This is a genomic window from Ruminococcus intestinalis (assembly GCF_014288065.1).
In the GTDB taxonomy this organism is placed as follows: domain Bacteria; phylum Bacillota; class Clostridia; order Oscillospirales; family Acutalibacteraceae; genus Ruminococcoides; species Ruminococcoides intestinale_A.
Genome location: NZ_JACOPS010000001.1, coordinates 198,788 through 216,242 on the forward strand (window position 1 = coordinate 198,788; position 17,455 = coordinate 216,242).

Annotated in this window: 15 protein-coding genes and 1 other annotated feature; of the genes, 7 read left to right on the forward strand and 8 right to left on the reverse strand. The window is 38.0% G+C overall.

The annotated features are described in order from the left end of the window. Positions 1-56 precede the first annotated feature (56 nt). The 6 genes from H8R91_RS00975 to H8R91_RS01000 all read left to right on the forward strand — a co-directional run bounded on the left by H8R91_RS00975 (position 57) and on the right by H8R91_RS01000 (position 6,687). The gene (locus tag H8R91_RS00975) at positions 57-1,214 is read left to right on the forward strand and encodes an FprA family A-type flavoprotein (protein ID WP_022235242.1); all 1,158 of its coding nucleotides are present in this window, start codon (positions 57-59) and stop codon (positions 1,212-1,214) included. A 112-nt stretch (positions 1,215-1,326) separates the two neighbouring features. Next, complete coding sequence (locus H8R91_RS00980) at positions 1,327-1,995, forward strand: Crp/Fnr family transcriptional regulator (RefSeq protein ID WP_022235243.1); 669 nt, start codon at positions 1,327-1,329, stop codon at positions 1,993-1,995. A gap of 414 nt (positions 1,996-2,409) precedes the next feature. Beyond that, a complete protein-coding gene (nrdR, locus tag H8R91_RS00985; RefSeq protein ID WP_022235244.1) occupies positions 2,410-2,868 on the forward strand; it encodes a transcriptional regulator NrdR in 459 nt (152 codons plus the stop codon). 163 nt (positions 2,869-3,031) lie between these two features. Then, the gene (locus H8R91_RS00990; protein ID WP_186934524.1) at positions 3,032-5,071 is read left to right on the forward strand and encodes an alpha-amylase family glycosyl hydrolase; all 2,040 of its coding nucleotides are present in this window, start codon (positions 3,032-3,034) and stop codon (positions 5,069-5,071) included. Between the two features lie 20 nt (positions 5,072-5,091). Continuing rightward, positions 5,092-5,901, forward strand: coding sequence for an enhanced serine sensitivity protein SseB (locus tag H8R91_RS00995; protein WP_186934525.1), 810 nt, complete (start codon positions 5,092-5,094; stop codon positions 5,899-5,901). Positions 5,902-6,195: 294 nt separating this feature from the next. Further along, the gene (locus tag H8R91_RS01000) at positions 6,196-6,687 is read left to right on the forward strand and encodes a CarD family transcriptional regulator (protein ID WP_022235247.1); all 492 of its coding nucleotides are present in this window, start codon (positions 6,196-6,198) and stop codon (positions 6,685-6,687) included. Between the two features lie 578 nt (positions 6,688-7,265). On the opposite strand, the gene H8R91_RS01005 is transcribed toward H8R91_RS01000, so the two are convergent. Genes H8R91_RS01005 through thyX form a run of 8 tightly spaced genes read right to left on the reverse strand, consistent with a single transcriptional unit; the run spans position 7,266 to position 14,123 of the window. Beyond that, the gene (locus tag H8R91_RS01005; protein ID WP_186934526.1) at positions 7,266-8,486 is read right to left on the reverse strand and encodes a peptidase U32 family protein; all 1,221 of its coding nucleotides are present in this window, start codon (positions 8,484-8,486) and stop codon (positions 7,266-7,268) included. 15 nt (positions 8,487-8,501) lie between these two features. Beyond that, the gene (gene mltG, locus H8R91_RS01010) at positions 8,502-9,833 is read right to left on the reverse strand and encodes an endolytic transglycosylase MltG (RefSeq protein ID WP_186934527.1); all 1,332 of its coding nucleotides are present in this window, start codon (positions 9,831-9,833) and stop codon (positions 8,502-8,504) included. Then, positions 9,834-10,442, reverse strand: a complete 609-nt coding sequence (locus H8R91_RS01015) for a 5-formyltetrahydrofolate cyclo-ligase (protein WP_186934528.1) — start codon at positions 10,440-10,442, stop codon at positions 9,834-9,836. Continuing rightward, positions 10,433-10,972 (reverse strand): DJ-1 family glyoxalase III, encoded by a 540-nt coding sequence (locus H8R91_RS01020; RefSeq protein WP_207722715.1) that lies wholly within the window; start codon positions 10,970-10,972, stop codon positions 10,433-10,435. Before H8R91_RS01020 ends, H8R91_RS01015 begins: the two co-directional genes overlap by 10 nt. Positions 10,973-10,991: 19 nt before the next feature. Next, on the reverse strand, positions 10,992-11,774 hold the full coding sequence (locus H8R91_RS01025) for a GNAT family N-acetyltransferase (RefSeq protein WP_186934529.1): 783 nt from the start codon (positions 11,772-11,774) through the stop codon (positions 10,992-10,994). After that, positions 11,761-12,657 carry a DUF2156 domain-containing protein gene (locus H8R91_RS01030; RefSeq protein WP_186934530.1) on the reverse strand — a complete coding sequence of 299 codons (897 nt, stop codon included), beginning with the start codon at positions 12,655-12,657 and terminating at the stop codon, positions 11,761-11,763. Before H8R91_RS01030 ends, H8R91_RS01025 begins: the two co-directional genes overlap by 14 nt. Then, complete coding sequence (locus H8R91_RS01035) at positions 12,651-13,322, reverse strand: dTMP kinase (RefSeq protein WP_186934531.1); 672 nt, start codon at positions 13,320-13,322, stop codon at positions 12,651-12,653. Before H8R91_RS01035 ends, H8R91_RS01030 begins: the two co-directional genes overlap by 7 nt. 45 nt (positions 13,323-13,367) lie before the next feature. After that, positions 13,368-14,123, reverse strand: a complete 756-nt coding sequence (gene thyX, locus H8R91_RS01040; RefSeq protein WP_243237705.1) for an FAD-dependent thymidylate synthase — start codon at positions 14,121-14,123, stop codon at positions 13,368-13,370. A gap of 229 nt (positions 14,124-14,352) precedes the next feature. After that, positions 14,353-14,568: a binding site (T-box leader), on the forward strand. A 48-nt stretch (positions 14,569-14,616) separates the two neighbouring features. On the opposite strand from thyX, the gene alaS reads away from it, so the two are divergent. Then, positions 14,617-17,250, forward strand: coding sequence for an alanine--tRNA ligase (gene alaS, locus H8R91_RS01045; protein WP_186934533.1), 2,634 nt, complete (start codon positions 14,617-14,619; stop codon positions 17,248-17,250). The last annotated feature ends 205 nt before the right edge of the window (positions 17,251-17,455 follow it).

Here is a 17,455-nt window from a genome sequence, read left to right on the forward strand (position 1 = left end):
ATCATATACGAATTATTATTTGATTTGTTATTATTTTAATTAAGGGGAGAATAAAAATGAATATAAATATTTCTGACGCTATTAAATATATCGGCGTTGATGATAAAGATATTGACCTTTTTGAAAGTCAGTACATTGTGCCAAACGGCATTTCTTATAACTCATATGTAATTCTTGATGAAAAAATCTGCGTACTTGACACGGTGGATAAGAGAAAAACTGATGAATGGGTTGCAAATCTTGAAAATGTACTTGACGGAAAAACTCCCGATTATCTTATTATTAATCATCTTGAGCCTGACCATGCGTCAAACATACAGCTGCTTGCAGATAAATATCCCGATATGAAGCTTGTCGGAAATGCAAAGACATTTAATATGCTGCCTCAATTTTTTGACATTGACCTTACCGACAGAACGGTTACTGTAAAAGAGGGCGACTCATTAAACCTCGGAGAACATACACTTTCTTTCTATATGGCGCCTATGGTACATTGGCCCGAGGTTATGGTTACATATGAAAGCAAGGAAAAAGTGCTTTTTTCTGCCGATGGATTCGGTAAATTCGGTGCACTTGATACAGACGAAGATTGGGCTTGCGAGGCAAGAAGATATTACTTTAATATTTGCGGAAAATACGGTGTGCAGGTTCAGGCTTTGCTTAAAAAAGCAGCTAAGCTTGATATTGAGAAAATCTGTCCGTTACACGGTCCTGTTCTTACTGAAAATCTCGGTTATTATATTAACCTTTATGACATCTGGAGCAAGTATGAGCCGGAGGTTGACGGTATATTTATCGCTTATTGTTCAATTCATGGCAATACCGAAAAAGCCGCTTTAAAACTTTATGATATTTTGAAAGAGAAAACAGATAAAAAGATTGCTATTTCTGACCTTTCAAGAAGTGATATGGCAGAAAATGTTGAGGACGCATTTAAGTATTCTACACTTGTTGTGGCCGCTCCTTCATATGACGGCGGAGTTTTCCCTGTTATGAATGACTTTTTACATCATTTGAAAATTAAGGGATACAAAAACCGTAAAGTCGCTATGATTGAAAACGGTTCATGGGCACCTTGTGCAATCAAGTCTATGCAGCCTTATTTTGACGAAATGAAGGGTATTGAGATTTCAGATGCCAAGGTTACAATCCGTTCAACTATGACAGCTGAAAATGAAGTTCAGCTTGCCGCTCTTGCAGATTCAATAATTTAATAAAATAGTTTTTGCTAAAAGTACGCAAACTATTTTGAATTTACGGATAAAATATCCGTATATTTTGGTGCGGATATTTTTAGTATTGCATATTTAATTTGTCGGAGGAAATATGGAACAACATTTTGAATTCCTAAGAAAGCACCCGATTTTTGAAAGTTTTACAGATGAAGAAATAGAACAGGCGCTTGTGGAATTTGATTATAAAATTCAGAGCTATAAAAATGATGATATTATTGTAAGTTCAGGCAAAATTCATAAATATTCCGCTTTTGTGCTTGAGGGTGCGGCTCAAATACAAAAATATAATTCAGACGGAGTTCGTGAAATTTTGGGAAGAGTTTACAGTGACAGCATAGGTTGGCTTATCACCGCCGCACCACGAACCACACATTGCGATATTGAAATAGTGTCGCATGGGGAGTCGACAATTCTTTTTCTTGATTTTGCGAAAATTAAAGAAAATGATTATAAAAAGATTATTATTCAGCAAAAATTACTTAAAAATCTTTTTGTATTGTTTGAGGAGATGGATTTGCGCTCTCTCGAATATAAAATTGTGCTTTCAGAGCGTTCCATACGCAAAAAAATAATGCGTTATTTTGAATTCAGAGAAAAGCGTGACGGAAGTTCTTCTTTTTGCATTGAAGGCTCAAGACAGGATTTTGCGGATTATCTAAGCGTTGATAAATCGGCGCTTTCCCGTGAGCTTAATAAAATGAAAAAAGACGGATTAATAGATTTTAACGGTGATAATTTCACCATATTGCAAAAATTATGAATTGTAGGGATATTATAAAACAGTAATGAATATTGCTTGTGTTAGTCTTGATATTAATTAAATCTTGGCATATTAGTGCGTATTCAATAAAATTTATTACTGTATTTTTATACAGTTTCTTGAAAATCGTTGCAAATGCAATTTCCAAAATAGTATTATTCTGTTATAATTTTAAAAGAAACAGCGAATGAGCTGTTAAAAATATGCTATCAACTACATAACATAAATTTCTTCTATAACCCTATTACCCCTAAAAAAGCAACAGACGAGTTTATTCTCAACTGTTGCTTTTTTCATTTGTAAAAATCAGCATAGAGCAAAAATGTAATAAATTTGTAAATAAATATTTATTGCCTTGAATTTTTCGGTATGTTATAATATTTTTAGAATATTTGTGATTTAGGGGAGCTTTTTATGAAATGCCCATATTGTTCATTTGAAGAAAGTAAGGTTGTGGATTCCCGTTCGGCAGATGACGGGGAAAGAATACGCAGAAGAAGAGAATGTCTTAAGTGCGGAAAGCGTTTTACAACTTATGAAATTATTGAGAATATTCCTCTCTATGTTGTCAAGCGTGACAAATCAAGAGAAGTTTTTGACCGCAATAAGCTGACTGCAGGTATTCTTCGTGCTTGTGAAAAGCGCCCTGTTTCTGTTGAACAGGTAGAAGAAATGGTCACTGACATTGAGCTTACTGCACAGAACGGCTTTGAACGAGAAATTACTGCCGAGCAGATCGGTGAACTTGTAATGGAGCGCCTTAAAAAGGTTGATGAAGTTTCATATGTTCGTTTTGCCTCGGTTTATCGCCAATTCAAGGATATTAATACATTTATGGAGGAGTTAAACAAACTCCTTACCGAAAAAAAGTAATATTTTAAGAGCCTGATTATCCAAAAAATCAGGCTCTTTTTGTTTATTAGGTAGGAATTTTTAAAATAATTGTAAAAAATCTCAAAATACTATTTATTTTGCTAAGAAATAATGTTATAATAATTTTATCCTTGTGGCTTATCGCACTCGGATTAATTGTGAAATGAAAGATGGTGATTATTTGTTCAAAAGAATATTATCAGGTCTGTTGGTTTCTGCTATGCTCACAGGTTCTGTCGTTTATTTGACAGGCTGTTCAAATTCGCAGAACGGTTCAGATGATAATACTTCTACCAATACTTCTACCGAGTATGCTCACGCAGATAAGATTGATAACGGTACAATTTTGCAGTGTTTTTCGTGGGATTTCAATACTATAAAGGAATCTATGGCTGACATTGCGGCTTCAGGATATACGGCGCTGCAGACTTCGCCTATTAATGCTTGCCTTGAGGGCGAGAACGGCGGAATGCAGCTTTACGGTGATGGCAAATGGTACTATCATTATCAGCCCACCGATTTTAAAATCGGTAACTATCAGCTCGGAACTCGTGACGAGTTTAAAGCTATGTGTGACGAGGCGGAAAAGTACGGTATTAAGGTTATTGTTGATGTTATTGCTAACCACACAACACCGACCACAAGCGCAGTAAGTCAGGATCTTATTGATGCAGGCGGCGGAAGTTTGGACACGCTTTATCATAAAAACAATGCGTATGACCTCAATGACTTTTCAAACAGACTTGCTTGCACTACTTACAAAATGGGTGGTTTGCCTGATATTAATACAGAGCGCACATCTTTTCAGGATTATTTTATTGAGTATCTCAATGACTGTGTCGCTTGCGGTGCTGACGGTTTCCGTTATGATACTGCAAAGCACATCGGCTTACCTGACGATCCTAAGGAAGATGACGGCTTTACAAATAACTTCTGGCAGAGAGTAATCACCGAAGTAAACAATGCTGACAATCTGTTTATATACGGAGAGGTGCTTCAGGGCAACAATGAAAGAATTGCCGACTATATTGAGGCAATAGGTCATACTACAGCAAGTACATACGGCAGTAAAATCAGAGGCGCAATTACAAACAATACTTTGTCAAAAGGTACTGTAAGTGATTATTGGCTCGGTGACGCACCGCTTAATATGGTTACATGGGTTGAATCTCACGATAACTATATCAATGACGGCAACTGGTACAATATGACTAAGGAACAGGTTATCCTCGGTTGGGCAGTAATTACTGCAAGAAAAGACGGCACACCGCTGTTCTTCGATCGTCCTTACTATTCAAGTGTTGAAAACGAATGGGGAATGAACCGTATCGGCACAGAGGGTGACGATATGTACAAGGATAAGAGTGTAAAAGCCGTAAATTTCTTCCGTACAGCTATGATTGGCGAAGACGAAAATATTGTAAATCCGAACTCCGATTCAACCGCTGTTATGATTGAAAGGGGCACAAAAGGAGCGGTAATTGTAAATACAAAAGACGCTCTTAAGACAGGATTTGAAACAAATCTTGCCGACGGTACATATGTAAACAGAGTTGACGGCAAGACAGAATACACCGTTAAAAACGGTAAACTTACTTCTGATGCCGATATTCCGGCAAACAGTGTGGTAGTTCTTTATAACGACGGTTATAAGAAATATGAAGCTGCCGCCGAAGTAGGCGTTGCCGAGGACACCGTATTTAATATTCAAAGCGGTAAAACCGCAACAGTCACACTTACTTGTGCAAATACGGATAATGCGGAATATGCTCTTAACGGAGCAGCGGCTGTTTCATATAAGAACGGAGAAACCGTAACCGTTTCTGTACCGAGCGGAAGTGATATAGCAACACTTGAACTTACAGCTAAAAATTCCAAGGGTGTAAAAACCTACGAAAGAGTTGTATTTGCTACAGAAGTAAAATATTCAATTTCAAGCGGCACAAAGGTATATTTTGAAAAGCCCGACAGCTGGGGCGATCAGATTTTTGCATATGTTTACAACGATGAACTGTATGAAAACGAAACCTGGCCGGGAATTGAAATGACAAAGGAAAGCGACGGAAAGTACAGCTATACCTTTACAGAAGATTGGGAAACACCGTATATTATTTTTAATGACGGTGACTTTGCCGACAGTCAGCAGTACCCGGCCGATAATGGACTTACTGTTGAGGACGGCAAAACATATACTATAGAATAACAGTTGGAGGATATATTATTATGAGCGAAATGAAAATGGAAAACAGCAGAGTACCTGCTGAAAAGATTTTTAACCCTGATTTAAAAGAAGCAATTGTAACTATGCAGGAAGACAACTCAAAAGAGAACGTCGATAAGATGATTACAGAAGTTGTAAAGGCTAAGTTTATTTTACCTGCAAAGGTTGTTCCTACAACACAGGCTGTTACGGAAAACGGTCAGACTGTTATGAAGCAGGCAACACAGGTTCAGTTCAGACTTCTTGAAAATCAGAAAAAAGAAAAATTCTTTGGACTTTTTACAGATACAGAAGAATTATTTAAGTGGCAGGATACCCAGAATGCTCAAAAAGTAGTTACTGATTTTGACAGCATTTCACAAATGGTTATGGATCCACATTCGGGTGTTGTCGGTTTTGTTATCAATCCGTTTGGCAAGAGCGTTACTTTCCCTAAGCCAATGATTATTTCAATCAAGCAGCAGAAAGACTTTAACGCACTTAATAAAGATTTGTTCAAACCGGGTGAGCAGATTAAAATCGGCGAACCAAAGGATTATCCTATTGACCTTATGGCTACACTTATCAATCATTTCAGCGCAGAGCCAAATGTAAATGTTGCTTTCTTAAGAATGATGGAGCACAGCGACAAAAAGAGCTTCCTTGTTGTAGTTGACTTTATCGGCGATATGAAAAAGATTTTTGACGCTATAAAAGAAACCGCACAGCCATACCTTACTGAAGATGTAGACATTGTTGTAATGCCTGTTACTATGGACCTTGCAAGAAATGCAATAAACGGTGTAGAACCATTCTACAGAAAAGAACAATAATAATTTTTATTTTAAATAAAGCTTCCGATAAACTCGGAAGCTTTATTCTTTTAAAAACAGAAATAATTAGCATTTTTTACAACATATTTTATAACATTGTTAGCTATATTGCCTATGTCATAATTTATCAAAATATGGTATAATATTAGATATTAGAAATATAATAAGCATAAACTGTTTTCCGCTTTGTCAGACATTGTTTTAAACAATTACTAACGAATGAGAATTAAGAATAGGAGAGAAGTATGTTTTATCGAAATAACGCTTACAAATCTGCGCATGGAGGTGCCGAAAATGTTTGAGGTATCTGATATAGTCGCATATGGTGTTAACGGTGTTTGCACTGTTACCGAGATTACAACAAAAAGAATAGACAAGGTAAATGTAGAGTATTATGTTCTTAGTCCTAATGCGACAAAAACTGCAAAGGTTTTCGTTCCCGTACAAAATGAAAAACTTGTCGGAAAAATGAGAGCCGTACTTACTAAAGATGAGATTATCGACCTCTTGGATAATATGCCGAAAGAAGAAGAGTGGATTTCCAATAAGAATATAAGATTTGAAACATTTAAAAACATCATTTCAGAGGGCAAGTCATCTGAATTGCTTAGATTAATCAGAACTTTAAAACTTCACGAAAAGCAGCAGTTAAAAAGAGGCAAAAGATTACATATGGCTGATGAACGCTTTTTGAAAGAGGCAGAGAAAATGGTACTCGGCGAGTTTGCTTATGTGCTTAACGAGTCTACAGATGATATACTTAACAGAATAGTAAATTGTGCATAAATATTACACCTTTCACTTTAATTGTGAAAGGTGTTTTTTCGGTTCTTTTTAAATAGTTGGGGTAAATTATGGTTTAGCGGAGTGTTGGTCGGGGATTGAAATTTAGCTAACGCTAAATTATCCTCCCAAAAACAAAAAAGTTTACTCAATTTTTTCAAAAATTGCGGGTTTGGGCAGCGCCCATAAAATCTTCCGATACAACAATTTATCAGGCGCAAACAGCCACGCTGTTTGCGTGCTAAAACTAAGTTTGTTAAAACAGGCGACAGCTTTTTATAAAAGAAATGATTAACTTTTCATTATATATCGAATGGCTTTTCTTTTTGCTTTCGCATTTAAAGGCATTCGCCGTTGTGTTCAAGCCGCCAAACAGCAAGCTGTTTGGCTATCGTTAGATTGCGTAAACGGAAAGTATTTGTGGGCTTTGCCCACACCCACGACCTTTGAAAAGGTCGACCAAACTTTTATAATTGCTTTGCTGATTTGTTACGCTAAACCATAATTTATCACAATTCTTAACAAATAACTTAGCAAAGCCAACAAAAACTCCCCTGCCGAAAAACAGGGGAGTTTTTATATCAAATTTTCTTTTTTCTTATAACTGAACCGTCAGGAATTTTTACATCACTCTTCATTGTAAGCTTTTGCATTGGATGCGGTGCGGCATCAACGGAATTTCCGTATTCGTCAGTAAGTGAAACACACTTTACATTGAACGGAATACCGCTTGGCGGCAGTACATCGAGTGTATCGCCCACAAGAAATTTGTTTCTCTGTGTAATTTCTGTTGTGGTGTCGTCAATCGACTTTTCGCAAACAGCAACCACATCATAATGTCTGATGTAACCGCCGTTTCCCGTAACCTGTCCCGGTTCTTTGCCAAAGTAAAAGCCTGTATTGTATTCACGGTGGCTTATCTTGTCAAGTTCCTCTTTAATCCAAGGTTCAAGCACATAATTTTCACCGTTAGTCATAAATCCGTCAACAGCATGGCGATAGGCATTTGTTGTAACAGCGGTGTAATAAGCTGATTTTGCTCTGCCCTCAATTTTAAGACTGGAAACCCCTGCTTTTACAAGCTCGGGAATATGCTCAATCATACAAAGATCTCTGGAATTGTAAAGGTATGTGCCGTCCGAATGTTCCTCGACAGGGAAGTACTGACCCTCTCTGTTTTCTTCAAAAAGGTGATATTTCCAACGGCAAGGCTGTGCGCAGTCGCCGTGGTTTGCATCTCTGCCTGTCATATAACTTGAAATAAGACATCTGCCTGAGAACGACACACACATTGCGCCGTGTACAAAGCACTCGATTTCAAGGTCTTTCGGAATTTTTGCTCGCATCTGTGCGATTTCATCAAGCGGAATCTCTCTTGCAAGCACAACTCTTGATGCACCCATATTATAAAGTACATTTGCGGTTGCATAGTTTGTTACGCCTGCCTGTGTTGAAATATGTCTTGCAACCTTTGGAGCGTATTTTTTAGCGGCTTCAAAAACACCTAAATCCGCAATAATAAAAGCGTCAACACCACATTCTTGAGCATAGCTTAAATAGTCGGGTAAAAAGTCAAGTTCATTATTTCGTGGTAAAGTGTTGCAGGTTACATATAATTTTGCACCCTTTGCGTGGGCAAGTTCGCAAGCCTGTTTTAACTGTGTATTGTCAAAATTCTTTGATGCAGAGCGCATACCAAACATTTTGCCTGCGAGGAATACTGCGTCTGCGCCAAATGAAAGCGCAGAATTAAGACATTCCATATCGCCTGCAGGTGCAAGCACTTCCGGTCTTGTAATCATATTATAATCTCCTAATTATTCAATATTTGCAAGATTTTCGTTATGCTCATAAATTGTTGAAGCATAATAAGCGTTACCGTCTTTATCGTGACAGAAGAAGTAGTAATTTGTATCCTTAGGATTGAGCGCAGCGATAATTGCATTCATACCCGGGTTACAGATTTCACCTGCCGGTAAGCCTTCTTTAGAATATGTGTCATATGAACTTTCAAAAGTATCTCTTGCGTCTTCAGGAATATCAGCTTGTGTTCTGTACGGGTAGAATTTAGTAGAGTCAAGACCGAGATACTTAACACCCATATCTTCATCGGCATTAAGACGGTTGTAGATAATAGAAGAAATGTAATACATATCGTCTGTATCGGCAGCCTCTGACTGAATGATTGACGCAACTATCATAACCTGGTCAAGAGTATAGTCGCTTCTGTTCTTCTTAAGCATATCTTCAATGGTTGTTACCTTATCATAACCCGGAACATCTTGTTTTTCGGTAAGTTTTGATTCGTAGTTATTAAGGAAACGATAAATAACATTCTCTGCATCTTCGTTTTCATAGAATGTATAAGTATCAGGATACAGGTAACCCTCAAGTTTGTAGTAACGGTCATCTGCATTTGTAATATCCTTTAAGAATGAATATTCATCGTCAAAATGGTTTGAATTACAAAGCTCAAGGAACTTGTCTTCATCGGCGAGAGCACCTTTTTCTTTAAGTAACTTAGCAATCTCAAGGACATTTCTGCCTTCCGGAATTGTTACTTCAACTGTATCTGTACGGTTTACACTGCTAAGCAAGAAGTTGATAATTGCCTCGTAGTCCAAATTTGTTTTGATGTCATATGTACCCTGTGTAAAATCGTCATCCGCTTTTGTAAATTTTGCAAACAGTTTGAAATAGTTTTTATCATCAATGATATTATTCTTTTCAAGAACGGTTGCAACTGTGTCAAGATTCGGATTTGCAGGGATTTCTATTCTTACATTTTTTTCTTCGGTACGGTTGATAGCGAGCATATCGTCAATGCCTGCCACAAAGAACATACCTGCCATAGCACCGACAATTATAACGGAAACCAACCAGATAACTCTGAAAACTCTGCGGTTACGCTTATTTTTGGCTTTTGAAAGTTTTTTGTCTATTTTCTTTTTCTTTTTTAAAGCCTGCTTAGAATTTTTTTCCATCTGTTCCTTAACATCTTCGCCGCTGTAAGAGTTAAGTTCTTCGGGTTCGTTGTTTTCTGTTTTTGCGGATTCGTCATAGATGTCGTCCTGAATATTTAAAGTAAAGCTTTTTGCTTTTTGGCGACGCTTTTCTTCAAGGTTCTGAATATTATTTTCTTCGTTCACTTACACCATTCCTTTTTCAAACACATTTCGTGTATCGTTTGTGAATTTTTCAGTTATTATTATGTCAACAGCCTTGTCATATATTCCGTGCGGTAGTTTTTGCTCAATGCATCTTGAGTAGCAAAGACCTGCCGTTGTACCGCCAAACTGTTCTAAAAATCTGTCATAATAGCCTTTTCCGAAACCGAGCCGATAGCCGTATAAGTCAAAACTTAATCCGGGTACAAGACAAAGACCGTTTGAATAATCGGTAATTTTGCCGCAGACTTCTGTATCAGGCTCCATAATGGAATATTTGCCCTCTATAAGCTGACTTAGTGATGTTACTTTATAAAAGTCCATAACAGGCTCGCTTTGTCTGCATTTTGGCAGAGCAAGTATTTTTTCGTCTGCAATCGCCTTTTCAAGAATAGGGTAGGTGTTAATTTCTATCGGCATAGATACAAACGCAAACAGAATACTGCACTCTTTATATTCTTTCAAATCAACAAATTTTTCAAACAATGTTTTGTCAAGAGCGGCTCTGATTTCTTTTGGACAGGCTGTTCTGATTTTCTTATGCTTTGCTCTTAGTGAATTTTTTTGCTCTTTTATATTTATTATGGGCATTGCATATCACCGCAGACTTTGTTTGCAGCTTCGGCAGACACTGCTTTTTCTACAATAGCTTTGCCGAAGAGAATTGCACAGCCTGCGCCTTTGCCTGTAATTACATTGCCGTCAATTTCAACAGGAGCAGCGGTGTATGTTGCTCCCTCAAGTTCTTTTTCAAATCCCGGGAAACAGGTTGCTTTTTTACCTTTAAGTATTCCGAGGTTACCCAAAACAGACGGAGCGGCGCAGATGGCAGCGGTAATTTTGCCGTTTTCTGCACAGTAAACAGCCGCTTTAGTCACAGTTTCCGATTTACCGAGATTAACGGTTCCCGGCATACCGCCCGGAAGAACCACGCCGTCAATGTTATTAAATGATATTTCTTCGGGTTTTAAATCGGCTTTAACGGTAACACCGTGTGAGCCTGTTACAAATTCGCCTGTAACTCCTACTGTTTTAACTTCAATTTTTGCTCTGCGCATCATATCAAGCGGTGCAAGAGCCTCGGTTTCTTCAAATCCGTCTGCTAAAAATAAATAAAACATAGCAATACCCTTTCTATACTTAATTTAATGTTATTCCTATATAAATATCCTTTGGCACGGTGATTTTGCTGTCAAGCGATTTTACCATTCCGTATCGGATTTTTTGTGCGTTTTCAAATATTTTGTTATGTGTAAATCTGAAATATTCGGCATCGGTATTTTGCAGAATATCATTTATCATATTTTTTAAATTGTTTTTTTCAAATTCAAAGTAAAATACTTCTGCCGTATTTTCATTTTCTTCAAACAAAGCAAAATAATTTTTGCTTTTAACATTTTTCATATTATATGTTGAATAATATTCGACAGCAAAATTCTTAAAGTCATTACCCTGCTTGAGAATATTATTTTCGCTGAAATTTAATTCCTGCAAAGAAAGTAAATCATTTCTTGAAAAATCGGAAATATAAGCAATGCAGTTTTCACGATAACCGAAATTTTGATAATAGTTATAAAGATTATCGTTTGCAGGGAAAAGAAAGGAATACTTATCTCCGCTTTTTGCCGAATCTTCAAGAGCGTATTTAATTAATTTGCTCATAATGCCTTGCTTGCGAAAATCTTTATGGGTTGACGCACCGCAAAGATAATGAGCTTTTTGACCGTTAAAACTTGCACTTATAAGATAAAGTGCGGAAATGATTTTTTCGCCGTACTTTGCAATATAAGTTTGTTTTGCGTTAAAACATTTGTCAAAAAATAAATCAACAGCTTTCGGTTCTTCATCAAAAGAGGAAAGCCAAAGCTTTTTAAGTGATTTAATATCGGAATTGTCGGGTTTACAAAAATTAATTTCCATCATTTTTTAATGTTGCGTTATACCTCGCAATCAGAATTATGGGATTATATGAGAGTTTGGACTTTTTAAGTCCCTCTATACCCATATCTTCTTCACGGTTTATATATTTATAAGAAGACAGCGTTTTGGCAAATTCATTGTTAATTACTGCATAAATGCCGTCGTATTCACGCAAAGCTTTTTCAAAACATATATCAAATGCAATAGGTGAGATTTCGCATCCGAGAGTCATGGCAACAGCTTTGTCTTTTACATAAACAATTCCGCCATGCATTTTAAATTCTTCTATATTGTCAAGAGCCTCTCTGATTGCATTTTTTTCTTCGTAGTGCTCAATATCAATTTCATTCTCGGCACACCAATCAAGCATTACTTTATAAGCGTCCTCTTTATTTGAATTTGTTATTTCTTCAAATCTGTAATCGGGATAACAGTTCTTAAACTTTGAAATATGGTTGCGCTTTGCGTGGAATTTTCTGCCCGAAAGATTTATTAAATCTTCTGACAAATAGACATATTCCTGATTTTCGGGTGAAAATTCATAGTTGAATTCTGACGGGAAGAGGGTTTCGAGTTTAACCCTCTGTGCGTCTGTCAGCATTACGATAAAAGGTTTTTGTCCACGCTCGTGAGCGTCCTTTATGATTTCTTCGACAGCGGGTTTTATATCTTCGCCGTGCGGCAGGCAATATCCCCACACGCTGTCATCGTCATTAAAATATGCTTTTATTAAACAGTTGTTATACAAAGCAAATTTTATATTATATTCATTTCTCCAGAGGTATGCGCTCAAAATATTGGTAGTAAGTGAAATTCCCTCCGGATTGTCGTAGTATTTCTGAAATTTATTTATATCGGATTTTTCTATCAGCTTAAAGTTTAGCATAAAGTATTAATTTCAGCCGCCTTTTCTATTTCCTCTGCTATTGATTCTATCGGCTCGATTTCACCGTTTTCACAACAGTCAATAATTGTCCAACCGCATTTTTCAGCGGCATATAAAGCAGATTTTCTGCATTCAAGCAAAAACGCGAAATTCTTTTCGTGTAAATCTTTTTTGCCTTCGTCACCCTCGTAACGCTTGCTCATAAGTTTTTGCGATACTTCGGGTTTAACATCAAGATAAATAACTTTATCGGGCTTAGGAACAGAAAGTTTATTGTATTCAAAATCCTCCTGCCATTCAATAAAGTTGTCCCACTCCGATTTGTCAAGTTTAGACATCTGATAAATTATATTGGATGTAGCGTATCTGTCGCTTAAAATCACATCACTGTTTTCGTAATCTTTTTTCCAAAATTTAAGAAAACTTGCTACTCTGTCTACTGCATAAAAGGACGAAGCGGCATAAGCATTTACATCATTCGGATTACTGCCGAATTCTCCGCCGAGATACATTTTTACAAGTGCCGAGCTTTCGCTTGCGTAATCGGGAAATTCAAGTTTTTTAATGCTTTTTCCCATTGCTGAAATTTTATCAAAGAGGATTTTTGTTTGGGTAGCCTTTCCGCTTCCGTCAAGACCCTCTATTACAATGAATTTTGCACTCATTTTTGTTCCTATCCATTTCTATTATTCTAAAATATAATTAAAATATTACTCTCTGCCGTATTTTTTGCGTACTTCTTTCATTTTGCCGCAGCTCATTTTGCCCTCGGGACAAGCACCGAACAAACACGCAGGGCCGCAGTTTTTGAATAAATGCGGAGCAACTTCAAGACATTGTTTAAGCATTTGCTCGGCAACATCTCTGATTTCCCACTGTGCACGGTTACAGCAGCGGTGTGCAAAGAAATTCTCAAGACTTCTTGCATTAAAAGTGCAGACAATTTTTGTGGTTGATGCGTTAGGAAGAATAAATCTTGCGTCTTCATTTGCTTTTTTTACAAAAGCATTGAATTTTGCTTTGTTTTCGTTTCTGTAGTTTTCTATGACTTCTTCATCGGTATCGTCACAGTTTCCTGTTGCCTCTCTGATATATCCTGCAACAAGTGCGTCACGAACCTCGCTGTAAGCCTTTGACTGCATTTCTATTACTTTGTTATAAGCGGCAAGCGCCTTTTCGTTTTTTGCAATTTCAGGCGGTGTTACAAAATCAAACTTTGTGCCGTCAACATAACGCTGCGACTGCTGACTGTAAGATGCGATTCTGTGTCTTACGAGCTGATGTGAGCAGGCTCTTGAAATGCCCTCAATGCCAAAGGTAAAAGAAGCGTGTTCAAACGGACTGCCGTGCCCGATGTTTGCAAGCATATCTATAAAATCAGCGGCCTTTTCCTCAGTAAGACCATCTCTTATATTTGATATTTCGGACGGTGAGTAGCAGAGCTTTGCAGCCATTGCAACCGTCATTTCGGGATTTGGCGTATAAGTAAGTAAAGTGACTTTTGCACTCAAAATAATCTCCTCCAAAGTGATATAAAAACATATATAAATGTATTATATCATTTTGTGTCGCAATATGCAACAAAATTAATGCGATTGTTGCGGTACGAAAAAAGAAAAATATCAGAAAATTTCCGATATTCACTTGACATTGTGAATAATTAGTTTTATAATGCTACTGAATAAAAAGTATATGTAATTGGCGTTGACGGGATTAGCTGTATCTCGTTCTTTCAGAGAGAAGTCGGTCGGTGCAAGACTTTATGAATGTTTACAGCACGCTGCCCCTGAGCTCTGTGTGACTAAGCACAGCGTATATCTGCGTTAAGGATTGTAATCGTAAGATTACTCAAAGAGGGTGTTTAAGCACCAATTTGGGTGGTACCGCAGGAATTATTCTCCTGTCCCATTTTTATGGGGCAGGATTTTATTTTGCAAATTTTTTAAGGAGAGATTTTTAATGGAATGGACAGGACTTAACGAACTTCGTGAAAAGTTTCTTTCATTTTTTGAGAGTAAGGGTCATTTAAGACTTCCGAGCTTTTCACTTGTTCCGAAGGACGACAACAGCCTTCTGCTTATTAACAGCGGTATGGCTCCTATGAAAAAGTATTTTACAGGTGAGGTTACACCGCCGAGAAAGCGTGTAACAACCTGTCAGAAGTGTATCCGTACTCCAGATATTGAGAGAGTAGGCATTACTGCTCGCCACGGCACATATTTTGAAATGCTCGGTAACTTCTCTTTCGGTGATTATTTCAAGCATGAGGCTACTGCATGGGCATGGGAGTTCTTTACAAAAGTTCTCGAAATGCCTGTTGATAAGCTCTATGTGTCTATTTATGAAAACGATGACGAGGCTTACAAGATTTGGACCGAAGAAATCGGTGTTGAGCCATCTCATATGGTAAGACTCGGCAAAGAAGACAACTTCTGGGAGCACGGTTCAGGTCCTTGCGGTCCTTGTTCGGAGATTTACTTTGACCGTGGTGATGAAAAGGGCTGCGGTAAGCCTGACTGTCATGTCGGCTGCGAGTGTGACCGTTTCGTTGAGGTATGGAACATTGTATTCTCACAGTTTGAAAACGATGGCAACGGCAACTACACTCCGCTTGCTCATCCTAACATTGATACAGGTATGGGTCTTGAAAGACTTGCTTGCGTAATGCAGGGTGTTGATAACCTTTTCTTGGTTGATACTGTTCAGAATATTATGAAGAAGATTTCTGAAATTACAGGTGTAAATTACGGTGAAGACGATAAAAAGGATATTTCACTCCGAGTTATCACCGACCATATCCGCAGCACAACATTTATGATTGGCGACGGTGTTCTTCCGTCAAATGAGGGTAAGGGTTATGTTCTCCGCCGTTTGCTCAGAAGAGCAGCCCGTCATGGCAGACTTTTAGGATACAAAGACGCATTCTTGTATAAGGTATGCGAAACTGTAATAAAAGAAAATGAATCGGCATATCCTGAATTAAGAGAAAAGCAGGACTTTATTACAAAGATTATCAGAGTCGAGGAAGAAAGCTTCCAAAAGACAATTGACCAGGGCTTTAAACTCTTGCAGGGTATTGTTGACGACCAGGATATTAAGGTTCTCAGCGGTGAGGACGCATTTAAGCTCAACGATACTTACGGTTTCCCAATCGACCTTACAAGAGAAATTCTCTCCGAGCAGGGTATTGATGTTGATGTTGACCGTTTCCACGAGCTTTTGAAAGAGCAGAAACAGCGTTCAAGAGATGCAAGAAAGAAAGAAGACACAGACGCTTGGATTTCGGATTCAACAGACCTTTCAGATATTGCTAAAACAGAATTTTGCGGTTATACAGATCTTAATACAGGCAGCAAGGTTCTTGCCATCATTAAAGACGGTATCAGAGTTGACAGCGTCGGCGAAAACGAAACAGCTCTTGTTGTTCTCGACAAAACTCCGTTCTATGCAGAGAGTGGCGGACAGGTAGGCGACACAGGTGTAATGGAGGCAGGCACACTTGAGGTTGATGTTGACGATACAACTAAGGATGCTTCGGGTGTTTATCTCCATTCTTGTACAATTAAGAGCGGTACACTTGAGGTCGGCACAGAACTTCGTGCAATCGTTGACTTTGACAGAAGAGCAAATATTATGCGTAACCACACAGCAGCTCACCTTTTACAGGCCGCACTTCGTGAAGTTCTCGGCAATCATGTTCATCAGGCAGGTCAGCTTGTAACAGACCATTCGGTTCGTTTTGACTTTACTCACTTTGAGGCTCTCACAGATGAAGAACTTAAGAAAGTCGAAGACCTTGTAAACAAGAAGATTCTTGCATCTATCCCTGTTGTTACAAAGGAAATGCCAATCGAAGAGGCAAAGAAACTCGGCGCTATGGCATTGTTTGGCGAGAAGTACGGCGATGTTGTACGAGTTGTAAGCATCGGTAAGTTCTCAGTTGAGTTCTGCGGCGGTACACATGCTACAAATACATCAAGCCTCGGCTTGTTCAGAATCCGTCAGGAGGGTTCTGTTGCATCAGGTGTAAGAAGAATTGAGGCTATTACAGGTATCGGAGTTCTTAAGTATATGAACGATGTCCGTGAAACTGTACTCAACGTTTGCGAAACACTTAAGATTTCAAATACAAAAGCACTCACAGAGGGCGCACAGAAGATTGCAACCTTACTTCATGATCAGCAGAAAGAAATTGCAGAGCTTAACACAAAGCTTGCTGCTATGCAGGTTGACAACCTCTTTATTAATTCTGAAATTGAAAACGGCGTAAGAATTATTGCTAAAAAAATTGACAATGCAAACGCTGACGCACTTCGTGCAATGTGCGAGAGAACAAAAGATGTTGCTCCGCTTTCTGTAGTTGTACTTGCTTGTGAAAATGACGGCAAGGTTACATTTGCCGCATCTTGCGGTAAAGATGCTAAGGCACTCGGCGTAAATGCAGGCAAACTCGTTAAGGCTGTTGCACAGGCAGCGGGCGGCAACGGCGGCGGTAAGCCGGATATGGCTATGGCAGGTGCAAAAAATCCTGAAAAGATTGATGAAGCACTTGCTATCGTTAAAGAAACTGTATATGGTATGATTAAGGCATAAATGTTGCGAAATCCACATAATTTGATTTTTGTTGTCTAAAAGTTTGCAATTTATTGCTATTATTGTTTAGAACTACTAAAAACAGTCTAGCAAGATTGTATATTAAAACAACGATAAAAAGAAATTAAAGTATTGAAGTTTTGTAATGTTTGATGTATAATAATTCCAATGGAATAGTGTATTCCTAAAAGTTAATGAACAATGG